The sequence below is a fragment of the Arthrobacter sp. StoSoilB22 genome, from assembly GCF_019977315.1.
GTDB lineage: Bacteria > Actinomycetota > Actinomycetes > Actinomycetales > Micrococcaceae > Arthrobacter.
This window is the reverse complement of sequence record NZ_AP024652.1, coordinates 2900883-2913611: the sequence shown is the minus strand read 5'-3', so window position 1 is coordinate 2913611 and position 12729 is coordinate 2900883. Positions and strand designations below refer to the sequence as shown.

At 60.4% G+C, this 12729-nt stretch carries 9 protein-coding genes; 4 read left to right on the top strand and 5 right to left on the bottom strand.

Features of this window, described 5'->3' with window-relative positions:
* Positions 1-86 precede the first annotated feature (86 nt).
* From LDN70_RS13570 to LDN70_RS13550, 5 genes are all read right to left on the bottom strand, one after another.
* Positions 87-3170 (bottom strand): chitobiase/beta-hexosaminidase C-terminal domain-containing protein, encoded by a 3084-nt coding sequence (locus tag LDN70_RS13570; protein WP_166840147.1) that lies wholly within the window; start codon positions 3168-3170, stop codon positions 87-89.
* On the bottom strand, positions 3170-3697 hold the full coding sequence (locus LDN70_RS13565; protein ID WP_142938662.1) for a hypothetical protein: 528 nt from the start codon (positions 3695-3697) through the stop codon (positions 3170-3172). Before LDN70_RS13565 ends, LDN70_RS13570 begins: the two co-directional genes overlap by 1 nt.
* Before the next feature lie 84 nt (positions 3698-3781).
* Positions 3782-4573, bottom strand: coding sequence for a hypothetical protein (locus LDN70_RS13560; protein WP_223940533.1), 792 nt, complete (start codon positions 4571-4573; stop codon positions 3782-3784).
* A 142-nt stretch (positions 4574-4715) separates the two neighbouring features.
* Positions 4716-6062: a hypothetical protein gene (locus LDN70_RS13555; protein ID WP_142938577.1), complete on the bottom strand. Its 1347-nt coding sequence runs from the start codon at positions 6060-6062 to the stop codon at positions 4716-4718.
* Between the two features lie 286 nt (positions 6063-6348).
* Entirely contained in the window at positions 6349-9090 is a 2742-nt protein-coding gene (locus tag LDN70_RS13550; protein ID WP_223940532.1) for a GH25 family lysozyme, read from the bottom strand.
* Positions 9091-9372: 282 nt separating this feature from the next.
* Here LDN70_RS13550 and LDN70_RS13545 point away from each other — a divergent pair, with 282 nt between their 5' ends.
* From LDN70_RS13545 to LDN70_RS13530, 4 genes are all read left to right on the top strand, one after another.
* On the top strand, positions 9373-10596 hold the full coding sequence (locus LDN70_RS13545; protein ID WP_142938579.1) for a TadA family conjugal transfer-associated ATPase: 1224 nt from the start codon (positions 9373-9375) through the stop codon (positions 10594-10596).
* Complete coding sequence (locus LDN70_RS13540) at positions 10596-11450, top strand: type II secretion system F family protein (protein WP_142938580.1); 855 nt, start codon at positions 10596-10598, stop codon at positions 11448-11450. Before LDN70_RS13545 ends, LDN70_RS13540 begins: the two co-directional genes overlap by 1 nt.
* The gene (locus LDN70_RS13535) at positions 11447-12388 is read left to right on the top strand and encodes a type II secretion system F family protein (protein ID WP_223940531.1); all 942 of its coding nucleotides are present in this window, start codon (positions 11447-11449) and stop codon (positions 12386-12388) included. The genes LDN70_RS13540 and LDN70_RS13535 overlap by 4 nt, the downstream gene beginning before the upstream one ends.
* 94 nt (positions 12389-12482) lie before the next feature.
* On the top strand, positions 12483-12722 hold the full coding sequence (locus tag LDN70_RS13530; RefSeq protein ID WP_223940530.1) for a hypothetical protein: 240 nt from the start codon (positions 12483-12485) through the stop codon (positions 12720-12722).
* The last annotated feature ends 7 nt before the right edge of the window (positions 12723-12729 follow it).

The following is a 12729-nucleotide window of genomic DNA, read 5'->3' as shown; positions in this document are numbered from 1 at the left end:
AGCTTCGCCGCCCATGGCAGACAAAAGGGGTGCACCGGATATTCTCCGATGCACCCCTGGAAACAGCAAGCTACGTCCGGCCCCTATCAGGGGAGCGAAGTGAATCCTTGCCATCCGTTGCCGACCTGGCCCCAGGCCAGCCAGCCGCCGGAACCGTTGCCGGGATAGAGCCACAGATTGCCGTTGGCATCCCGGGCGAGGACATCAGCTTTGCCGTTGCCGTTGAAATCGCCAGGTCCGAGCAGCGCCGTCATGCCACTCCATCCGCTGCCGATCTGCGTGCGCGTTCCCCAGCCGCTGCTGCCGTTGCCTGGGTAGAGCCACAAGCCGCCGCCCGTATCCCGGGCAATGACATCGGTCTTCGAATCACCGTTGAAGTCGCCGGTGCTGAAGATGGCATTCATGACGTTCCACCCTGCTCCGACCTGGGTCCGGCCGGCGCTGAACTTACCTAGTCCGTCACCCTTGTAGAGCCACAGCACTCCGGAGGCATCCCTGGCCAGGACATCGGATTTGCCGTCTCCGCTGAAGTCGCCCGGTGCCAACACGGCCGTGAAGCCGCTCCAGCCGGCACCTACAGCTTCCGCAGGTTGCCACCCACCTGCGCCGTTGCCCCTGAAGAGCCAGATCTGGCCCGACGCATCCCTCGCCAGCACATCGCTTCGTCCATCGCCGCTGAAGTCCCGCGTGGGGATGATCAGGTTGTAGTTGTTCCACGATGTACCGGTGTTGACCTTGCCCAACCAACCGCCGGTGCCATTGCCCGGATAGAGCCACAACGTACCAGCAGCGTCCCTGGCGAGGACGTCATTCTTGGCGTCGGAGTTGTAGTCCTTCCAAGTGTTTGCCGGCGCCGCTGGAAGTGTGTACGTCTGCGAGGCCACCGCGGATTGGTTCCCGGCAGCATCAACCGCGAAGTACTTCACCGTGGTAGTGGACGCCGGAGTAACTGTCACCGTCGTGGTCCCGGAGGGGCTTGAAACGGTTGGAGTGGAGTTGTCCGTGGTGTAGTAGATCTTCGCCCCGGACTCCGTAGTCAACGTGACCTTTTGACCAAGGGTGAGCTTTCCGCCCAAGGGGCTTGCAGTCACCGTTGGGGCGACGTTGTCCAGTACGTACACCTGGGATTGAGGTGCGGAGGCATTGTTGGCTGCGTCCACGGCAATGTACTGGATGGTCTTGTTTCCCATGGTGATGGGACCGGTGTAGAGCGTGCTGGCAGCGGTGGGAGTGGTGCCATTGTCCGTGTAGTAGATCTTGGCATCGGGCTCATTCGCGGTCAGCGTGACCTTGGTTGCAGGTCCGTACGTTCCGCCTACGGGACTGGCTGTCACCGTCGGTGGAGTCGTGTCAGCTACGAAGACCGTGAAGTTGACGCCCGCAACAGTGGTGTTGCCTGCCCCGTCCCTGGCCTCTACCTCGAACCTCTTTGGTCCGTTCGCGATGTCCGCGTAGACCTTCGGCGAGGTGCATGCGGTAAAGGCATCGGTTCCCAAGCGACAGCGGAATCCCGCCACGTCCGGGGAGCTGGAGCCAAATTGGAACTGGTAGCCAGCACCTACGGTAGCTCCGCTGGCCGGAGCTGTGATGGCCACCTGGGGGGCGGTCAGATCAGCTGTCACTGTTTGTGCAGCAACGGGGCTGACGTTGCCGGCCCGGTCTGTACTGCGGATCCTCAAAGTGTGCGCACCTTCTGTGGTGAGCGTGAAAGTGTCTCCGGGTACACAAGCCTGGAAAGCGGCGTCGGCCGTCGAGTCGACTGAACAGGTGAGCGCTGTTCCCGGCTCGAACGTGGCACCCAGGACAGGTTTACCGTTGACTACCTGTCCACTGTTTGGAGCGGTGAAGACAGGCGCAGCAGGTGCGACCGTGTCCACAGTGAAGCTCCTGGACACCGGGACTCCACCCGGGGCAGGCCTTACGGAGAAGGTCTGGGGTCCGTTGAGCAGTGCAGCTGACGTATACGTTCCGCCTGTGCAGTTCACCCACGTGCCGCCCATTGAACATTCCAAGGCACTGCCGGCCGGTTCAGCTGTCACAACGAACGTTGGTGTGGTGTCATTGGTGAATTCGGGGTTGGGGGCCAGTGCACCGTTGGCCAGCGTGGGTCCTGAGGTAATTTTGGCCACCGCGCCGCCAAGGATGCTGATACTGCCCCGGCCGGTACCCGGGGTTGAGCCCAGTTGTCCCGGATCGTCCAGGACCAGAAGTTGACCCCCACGCATGCCCAGGCCGCTGATTTTGCTGAATCCCAAGGCCCATTGGTTGTCGACTGCGCCGGTGCTGAGGTTTAGCCGCGATACCTTGTCTGCGCCCGCCGTGGTGCCGCTGCTCGTCCCTGTGTATATAACGTGGGCGTCGTAGTCGTAGAAGATCGCTGAAGCGACGCCTACGTTGTAGGAGGTCAACGGTACGTAATCTGTCATTTCACCGTTGCCCGGAGCGGAGAATGCCCGGAGGCCACTGGTTTCGAGTACATAGACACTGACGTGTCCGTTGCTGTCCCAGCCTGCTGCAACAAGGCCCAGCGCCCGAGTGGTGACCGATGCGATGGATTCGATGCTCGGATGCATGATGGTCGGATCAACGATCTTGATGATGGAGCGGGCATTTGCGAAAGACAGGTAAATGTTGCCGTCAGGGCCGTCGGAAACTGCATTGGGACGAACGTCGCCATCGAGGACCGTCAGCGTACTGCTGTATTCGAAGAGGTCCAGCGGCGGATTCCACACTGCCCGGACAAGATGTGAACTCCCCACAGCGGAGTCGGGGATGAATGCTGTCTCATCACCGTTGCCTATGGATCCAGGCGTCGGATCAAGGACGATGGAGACTCCTGGAACCTTGGGTCCTGGCCCGGCATCGGGTGAGGTTCCGCCCAGGCACGTGTCCTGTTCAATGGTGCCTGCATTTCCGTTCACTGGTTCGGACATCCGGCAGAAACCGGCCACGCTGTCTGAAACCCACATCCGCCCAATCGGGTCCAGCACCGTCCCCGCCGGCTTGGTAAGCCCGATCCCAATGATTTGTTTCTGTTGGTCTGCATGGGCTGGGGTGCTTGAGACCACCGCCGACATACCTGCCACCGTCAGAAGAACCGCAGCCAATGCTGTGATGATCTTGTGTCCCCGAAGCCGCCAACCGGCGTCGTTCCTTTTTTGCTGTTCCATCACGCCACTTCCTTCAGCCACTTGGTCAGGACTGCGGCCTGAGGTGCCATGGGGGCCAGCGTGAGCGCTCCCTTAACAATGGGAACTCCACCAAGCCCATAGAGTGCGGTACTGATGGTTGGCGGATTGTTTCTGGTGCAGGCTTTGATAATCGCAAGACAAATGTCAGTGCGCGCGCCGGTGGCTCCGGCTTCTACAGCGACATTAACCGCGGCATTTTCTTCCGCTTCCAATACTTGGGGCTGAGGGCCCACATAAGTCACTACGACGTCGGAGAATTTTTTGTATTGGGTGTTTGCCCAAACCTCTTGAAGGCTCGACAAGATGATGAGCGGATTCCCGTTGGGTCCGCGACACTCGAATTGATAGCGCTTTACTGGTTCAGGTCTTTCGACGCGTGGTTTGTCGGCATCGCCGGCATTCGTCACGCCCAGTTTGAATGGCTCAACATTTTCAACGACCTTGACCGAGCAGCCTGTAAGAACGAGACCGGCTAGGCCAAGCTGGACGACAACGCGTCTTGGCATGTCCACCGAGGGATCCCCACTTCATTCGGATGCTCCCCAGCTCCGCATGCAGTTGGATTTTCGCCCCAGCCGTTACCGGCTGCATTACTCCATCTTCTCCCAAATTCCGCATTTGTCACTAGTTAGGACGTCTTTTTCTTCAAGGATTATTCCGGATTGACCTTCTGCTGCCCCGCCCGAGGCCTTTTTGCTGCCATCAGAGGCCGAGACCGACCAGGTGCAGGCCTCGGGCGGGGTCTTCCGGAGCTGGAACTTCCCCGGAACCAGGCCGCCGTCGGCTACTGCATACTCGCCGTCTGCAGCCCGTTCGCCTGATGCCCAGAGCCCTATGATTCTTCCTTGTGGTGCCCTCGGGCAAAGCTCACTGGCGGCCTGCAGCATCTGCCGGCTGCTTCGTCCGAAAAGCTCTGACGCAGCGTCATCGCTGACCCGCGTGCATAGTGCCAGTGCCGTCAGGTAGGTGTCGAGACCTTCTGAGGGAGTAATGCCGGGCTTTGCCAGGGAGATGATCCTTGCTTCATCCTCAGTGGGTTCGAAGGGAAGGGGGCCTTCAAAGCTCGCGGTGCATGAAGACAGCCGCACATATTCTGTCGAAGCCCACACCTCGGCAAGGCTTGAGTACGTAACATCCGGAACAGCCTCGTTGAGGTTCGAGCACGTATAGAGAAACCGGCCCGAATCATCAGGGGCACCGGCACCCTGGCCGCTGCCACTAGCTGCTGTGGTGGGTTCGGGATCCGACGCTGGCGATGAAGGAGTTGAGCTCGGAGGTGCCGACGCGGAGGAAGGGGCGGTAGGGGCGGGCGGTGCTGTTGGCCCGGAGCATCCGGCAATCAGCAGTATCAGCGCCGCAGCGGCCGGGTACAAGGTTCTCATGATGACCTCCACCTCCATGGTTGTCGTACCGCGAGTGCCGGTCAATGAATTTGCCCCGGAATCGGGTATCGATACTGCTACAAAATGGTGCAACCGTCGAAGGCCCTGCTCCTTGGACCAGGGCCTTCCGCAGTGATGGTTTTCAGGCGAACATCGAGTTCAGGGTGTTGATGACCGTTGCTTCAACGCCTGTTGTTCCACCCCGGAAGTGGCCGATGTGTCCGTAAACGGTCATGGAGCCTCCCGCAATGCCCGGATGGTCAGGATCCCAGCCGCCCTCGTAGCTGCCCCCGGATGAATAGGGTGGCAGGAACTGCGCACTGGGGACGTAGTAGCAGGACTCGTTTCCGTAACCACCAACAATCACTCCGTTGGCGCCTCCGAATCTTCCACGGAAGTATGCGGCATAGCCGCTGACCAGCTCTCCACCGACGATTCCGATCCTCAGCTGAGGGCTGCCCCCGAACTTCCACACTTGGAACGGGCAGACAACCGACGTCTCATAGCTGCCGCTATCGATTCGACCGATCATGACTTGGGCATGGCGGCCGTACCACGCCGGGTTTCCGTCCAGATTGGGCAGACGGGAAGCGTAAGCGGCGCGTACCGCTGCCATGTTCCCGGCCGTGGGCGTGATGTCCAGCGGGATCTGCACTTCCTGATAGCTGGTCTGGAGGGGGCTGCCAATGGACCTTCCCGGTGTTTGCATGGCCCGGTCAACAGCAGCGCCGAGGGTGGTGGCATACTCATCCCTCAGCTCCCAGCTGGGCACTCCCATGGGGTTCTGGTCTCCAGCCGCTCCCTGGAGGAACAAGGCAAAGCACTCGGGGTTGGTGTTTTCGATGTAGTTGCATGCTCCGGCGGGATAATCGCCGTCGAAAAGCGTGCGCATACCAGCGGCCACAGGGTGGCAAGCGTAGTTGAAAATAACCGCAGCGGCGTTGCCGTTTGGCTTGCGCGCGACGATGACCGGAACAGTGTTCTCAAGATAGGGCAATCCCACCCTGTTGTACGCGATGCTGGCAGTGGTGACTTTGTAGTCCAAGGTGACCGGCGTCTGGGCTGCGTTCAGCGCTTCACTGGCAGCCTGTACGAGATCGTTCTCCAAATGCTGGCTGTACGTCTCCACCATGGACAGATCCGACAACCCATAGCACATGAACGGATGCAGGGTGTCCACCACGGCCGGTCCGTTGTGGGTGTGCGTGGACTGGATCAGGATGTCGCCGTTGGACCAGCCCGCCAGCGCCAGGATCCGTTGCCGGGCCCGTTGGTGGATAGACCTGGGGAGGGCAAGAATGTCCACGCTCATGATCAGGTTGGGGGAGCCGTTTTCCCACAGTACGATCGCACGAACCCACAATGATTCGTAGGGTGCACTGCTGGTGGCCTCCCGGCCGCCGTCGAGAGTCCCGTACCCCGCCATGTAGGGATTGACGTCAAGCGGCGGCGAAATGCTGACCTTGGCCGTTGAAACGGTAAACGCCATGAAAGATCACTCCTTGATTGTGCGCATTGGTGACCTTCGTTTGCCCCCAAACAAAGCCCGTTTCCCGAATGCGCTGAACAGCCAATACGTGAGACCACCTTCATTAGATCACGCAACCCCGTGATTTAGACCCCGTCCTTCGACCGAAACATTATTTGTTTCCTTTAGAGAGTTTTTCCAAATGCGAAAGGACCTGCACGCTCAATTATGGAGCGTGCAGGTCCTTCTCAAATTCCGGGACCTCAGCTGAGCTGGGCCGATCCGGGGGGGCTTAACCGGCGGGGGCCTAACCGGCGGGGGTGAAAATTTTCAGAGCGCCCCAATCGGTGCCCACCCTGGTGGGCGTGCCCCAGCTTCCCTTCTGTCCCAGAGGGTAGTAACGCAGATCGCCGCCAGTTGTCCGTGCCAGGATTCCGGTGGACCCGGCTCCGGCGAATCCACGGATGGCTCCATAGCTGTTGATCACGTTCCAGCCGACCCCCACGGTGTTGGCCGGTTCCTGCACGAATGATCCACTGCCATTTGATCTGTAGAGCACCAACTCGCCGGCAGTATTCTTGGCCAGCAGATCCATATTCGAGTCTTTGTCGAAGTCCACCTGGATGATGCTCAAGCCGGACCAACCCGTACCAATCTGCACGCGCGCTCCCAATCCTGCGCCGGACGGGTTGCTGATATGGAATAAACGACCTGAGGGGTCGTATCCTACGATGCTGGGCCTGGCATCGGACTTCTTCCACGAACCCACTGTGAGGGTCCAGTCCTTCCAGCCGGTGCCGAGGCTGATCGGGGCCCCGTAGCCACGACCCTTGAACCCCGGGTAGACGCTGAGCCGCCCGTCATTCCATTGCGCAAGGATGTCCAAGGCGCCGTCTTTGTTCCAGTCTGTCAGGAAACCTGCCTTTAGGCCGGTCCACTGTACGCCGATAAGTTCGGCAGGCAGTAAGGAAGTGGAACCTGATCCCGGGTATCGGTACAGGTTGCCGTCCTGGCGGGCAGCGACGACGTCTTGCGTGTCGACTCCCAGAGTTGCCTCGACGTTGACAGGCGCTCCACTGATGACGTTTGCGTCATTCCAGCCCACGCCGATGAGGAAGCGGTTACCCCAGGACTCGGAGACCGCAGGATAGTAGTAAAGGTCGCCGTTGGCGGTTCGGGCTTGAAGTCCCTGCGAACCGGCGCCGTTGAAACCGGCTGCGGAGCTCACCGATGTCATGGCAGACCAGCCGTTTCCAATCACCCGGCTCGGTTCGGCAAAGAACGAACCTACGCCGTTTGAACGGTAGAGGCGCATAGTGCCATCGTTGGTTCGGGAGACGATGTCCTGGTTGCCGTCACCGTCGAAGTCCAATTGGTTGAACTGGTGCCCACCGAATCCGGTCCCGATCAGCACGCCGCCGCTGAGGGCGCCCGCGCCGGCATTCGTATAGCGGTAGAGGTTTCCTTTGCCATCCTGCCCAATAACACCGGGATATGCGTCCTTGGAGTTCCACCATCCCACGGTCAGCGACATCTCCTGCCACCCTGTTCCCACGAGTATCGGAGTGAGGAAACCGCCGCCCGACGTTCCTCTGAAGACTTGGAGCGAGCCATCCGACCATTGAGCGAGGATGTCCTGGACGCCGTCCTGGTTCCAGTCAACGACGTGGACGGATTGCGCGGTTCCCCAACCGGACCCTATGGCTACCGGCCCTGTGATGCGGCCCTGTCCGTCCGCCGGGAAATTGTCCAGGCGCCCGGAGGGCATGACGGCGAGTAGGTCGGCCCCGGATCGGATCGAAGGGCTGGAAGGGCGGGAGGCGCCTCGCGCGAAGGTTCGAAGCTGGTCATAGGTGCCATTGAAGATGTTTGAATCACCTTCGAAGGGACCGGTGCTGCTGTACTGCCACATGGTGTAGTTGTCCCAACTGACGGGCATGTTCCCGGGCGAGTTGGTGGGGTTGTTCCAATAGGAGGCGAGCCACAGCGGATAGTTTCCGAAGGTCGGGTTCCCTACGCAGGTGTTCCACCAATCGGTGGTGCTGTAAATGACAGGGAAGCGGCCGGTGAGGGCCTTGACGGTGTTACCAAAATCAGCCGCCCATTGTCCGAGCTGGGCTTTAGACATGTCGTAGCAAGTGTTGCCGAAGTAGAAGCCGTTGATGGTGCGTCCGGCGTAGGGGTTGTATTCGATGTCCAGGACGGGCGGGAGGGTGTAACCGTCGGCAGTCCAACCGCCACCGTTTGCCACGAAGTACCTGGCCTGGTCCGCGCCCGATGACCAGTTGGGGATAGCGAAGTGGTAGGCGCCCCTGACCATGCCTACGTCACGGGAGCCGTTGTACTGCTGTGTGTAGTTTTCATTGAGGTAGTAGTTGCCTTCGGACGCCTTGACGTAGGCCCATCGGGAACCTTGGTTCCATTGGCTTTGCCAGTTGACGTTGCCTTGGTGGGCGCTGACATCCTGCCCGGCGATGCCGATGGTTGGGCGCCAGTGACCCGGGTCGGCCGCCATGGGAACCACCGAATTCACTGCTCCGCCTATTGAACGTGCTCCCGAAGGCGGTGCACTTGCGCTCTGTTGCTTTGACGACAACACCCTTGGCGATCGCTGGCCCATTTCAGCGCCACCGGCCGGAATTGCTGCCCGCATGGCCGCTTTCATGGCATCGGCATTGGGTGCGGTGCCAGGCGTTGCCTGGGGCGTCGGCCGTTGGGCTTCACCCTGCCCCAAGGCCTTCGAGGCTTGCGGCGGTGCAACAGCTGGTGAAGGTTCGACGGCGGGCAGCGGCTCTTGCTGCTTGGGTACCAACGTATTACCCGGCAACTCGCTGCCGGGGGTCGCTGATCCGGAACCGTTTCCGGCCGGGCGGGGACCCTGCGATGGCGAAGTGTCCTGGGCTTCCGACTGCGGAGCCGGTTGCGGTCCGGGGGTCTGGGCCCCTGCAGGCGCCCCAAGGCAACTTCCCCCCACCAAGGCGAGAGTGAGCGCCAGGGCTGCACGTGCCAGCGGGATGCGGCGGACCGGGTCCATCGACTTAATGTTCATTTTCACATCCGGCCCTGTACCGCGGCTCAGCGGCGCATGGGGTGGCTTGCGGACAAGCTCCAGGGCGGGCGCTTGCGCATGAGACCAAAGGCCAGCTCCTAACGGGCTTACCCTAACATTCCGAAACTGGAGTGACTAGTGGGATTGACGATGCTGAGGTGACAGTTGGTGACAGTTATCCACATGCGCTTCACGGCAACTTGAGGCCCCGAATCCGCTCGCCTAGCGTGAGAACTCGAGATGCGCCTCTCGTTTACGTGCTCGCGATCATCGGGGAAAGATGTGGATGCTGTAGAAATCGTCGAAGGAGAAGTCCGGGAGCTCATACGACGCCGCGGCTTGGATCCATTGGAACAAGCCAAGGACGTGCGGCTCCTAGTGGACGCCGCAGTCAACGATTACGACGAACGGGCATTACTGGGCCCGCTGCCTTCGCTCGGACAGCTCGAGGCCGCCCGACAACAAATCTTTGATGCGGTGGCCGGATTTGGCCCCCTGCAGCCACTTCTGGATGATCCCGGAATTGAAGAGGTATGGATCAACGCGCCGCACGAAATCTACGTGGCCCGCAATGGGGAGTCCGAGCTGACGGCCATCAGTCTTAGTGAGCAGCAAGTGCACGATCTTGTTGAAAGGATGCTCAAGAGTTCCGGGCGCCGTGTGGATCTTTCGTCCCCTTTTGTGGACGCGGCCCTTCCGGACGGTTCCAGATTGCATGTAGCGATCCCGGACATCACCCGAAAGCACTGGGCTGTTAACATCAGGAAGTTCATCGCAAGGGCAAGCCGGCTCGAACATCTGGTTGAGCTCGGCAGCCTGACACCCCAGGCTGCCAGATTCCTGGGAGCGTCGGTAGCCAGCGGATTGAACATTCTGGTGTCGGGGGCAACCCAAGCGGGGAAGACCACCATGTTGAACTGCCTGGCTTCAAGCATCGGTTCCCGTGAACGCGTCATCACTGTTGAGGAAATCTTTGAGCTACAGCTGCCTCTGCGCGACGTGGTGGGTTTGCAATGCCGCCAACCCAACCTTGAGGGTGAGGGCGAAATTCCTCTGCGGCGGCTTGTCAAGGAAGCGCTCCGAATGCGTCCTGATCGCTTGATAGTAGGAGAGGTTCGCGAAGCGGAAAGCCTGGACATGCTCATTGCACTGAACTCAGGCTTACCCGGGATGTGTACTGTGCACGCCAATTCCGCCCATGACGCTGTCACCAAGATCTGCACCCTCCCGCTCTTGGCCGGGGCTAATATTTCAAGCGCCTTCGTGGTGCCGACTGTCGCATCATGCATTGACCTCGTAGTGCACTGCGGTCGTCATTCAACCGGGCGCAGGCAGGTGACAGAGATCCTGTCCCTGGGACGGAGGGTGGAGAACGGGATCATCGAGTCCTCCGGAGTTTTCGGGATGGTTGCGGGGCGGCTGCAGCCCCGGGCCAACTCCATGCCTGCAGCGGAAAAGTTTGCGCGTGCAGGCTTTGACGTGGCTGCCCTGCTGGAGTCGAACTGATGGCGCCTCTCCTGGGGATCATCGCCGGCTTGGGAGTCTTTCTCGTGTGGTGGTCCACGTGGGTCCAGCCACCCTCTGAACCTAAAAGACACAGACCCCGACGCCTGGACCTCCTCCTGATGTCAGCAGGAATCGAGAAAGTTTCCGGTGGCGGACTCCTGCTAACCTGCGCCGGATTTGGCCTCTTTGCACTGCTTGCGTTTTATGTGCTGACAGGATCCCCGCCAATTGCACTGTGTTTCGCAATTTTCGGCTCCTGGGTTCCTTTTGCCATTGTGCGTTGGCGGGCGGGGAAGCGCAGGAACGCACTGCGGCAGCTATGGCCGGACGTAGTGGACCACTTGCGCTCAGCGATCCGTGCCGGTCTCGCACTACCGGAGGCTTTGATACAGCTGGGACACAACGGGCCCGAAGAACTGCGGGAATTGTTCCTGGATTTCGGGTCCGACTACAGAGCCACCGGCAATTTTGAGGCTGCGGTGAACAAACTCAAAGAGCGCCTCGCTGATCCCGTGGCCGATCGCATCATCGAGGCCTTGCGAATGACCCGCGAAGTGGGCGGCTCCGACCTCGGGCGGATGTTGGGGACTTTGTCGGGCTTCCTTCGTGATAGCGCACGGACGCGTAGCGAGCTTGAAGCCCGTCAATCATGGACCATCAATGCAGCCAGACTCGCCGTAGCCGCGCCCTGGATAGTTTTGGTGGTCATGACAAGCAGGCCTGAAGCCATGCTTGCGTTCAACTCCGGCATCGGCGCCATGGTGTTGCTTGGAGGCCTTGTGGTCTCTGCTTTCTGCTACTCCGTGATGCTTCGGGTCGGCGCCTTGCCAGAGGACGAGCGGGTTTTCGGATGAACACGTCAACCGCTTTAGCCTTGCTGTGCGGCCTGCTTCTGGGTGCCGGATGCTGGTTAATCCTGGCGAGGCTCCCGTTCATGCGGGGAACGAGATTCTCCGAGCGCATCGAACCGCAGTTGAAGTCGCAGAATCTCGAATCACGCCTTCTCCGCAGGCCCACGCACAATCTCACTCCGTTTGGACCCCTGGAACGAATACTCCGGCCTATCATCCGCGATGCGGTCTCCTCCATGTCCCGCTTCAACGTAGGCTCCACCGCCCTTGCAAAGCGCCTTGCCCGTGCCGGTTCAACTAAATCAACGCTGGACTTGCGGGCCGAGCAGCTTCTTTGGGCCGGAGTCGCTTTTGTGCTTGCTGTCATCGTGGTTGTTGCCGGCGCCAGTGCCGGCCGGTTCAGCCCGGTGGTGTCCTGCATCTCGGTCATCGGAAGCGCACTGGGCGGTTACCTGTTGCGCGACTATCTGTTGGGGCAGACGATCAAACGACGCGAATCAAGGATGTTGTCTGAGTTTCCCAGCCTCGCGGAGTTGATGGCGCTCGCCGTCGCTGCGGGGGAGAGCGCAATGGGCGCGATGGACAGGGTAAGTCGGAGCTCCAACGGTGAGCTCTCCGGGGAGTTCGCCACAATCCTGGCGGATACACGATCCGGTAAGCCCCTGACTGAGGCGCTCCAGGCTTTCTCGTCAAGGGCGGAACTGCCACCTTTGGTCAGGTTCATCGACGGACTGGTGGTGGCTGTGGAACGCGGGACGCCCTTGGCAGACGTTCTCCGGGCGCAGGCGGCGGACGTCCGCGATGCCGCACAGCGGGAACTCATGGAGTCCGCGGGGCGAAAAGAAATTGCCATGATGGTGCCGCTCGTCTTCGGAGTGCTGCCCCTGACCGTAGTATTCGCCGCTTTCCCTGCTATCGCTGCATTGGAAATGAGCCTTTGACGTCCAGCCATCAAGCCACCTAGGTAGTCGCTTAACGCGCCACGCACTAAGACGCCACAACACGTCAACACTTCTCGAAACCTTAAGGAAAATCATGAAACAAAGTGCACGCAAACTGTCCGTACTATCACTCCTGCTGTTCGGCTCCTCTTGGTTGTTCGGGCTGATCACACGCAGAGCGTTGCCGCTGCGGAGTGACCGCCAACGTGGTGACGTACCGGGCTGGGTGATGATCACCCTCATGTCCGCGATCCTCGTGGCAGGACTTCTTGCCATCGCCACGCCGGCGCTGAGCGACCTCTTCAATCAGGCAATGAGCAAGGTAGGCAAGTAGCGCGCGT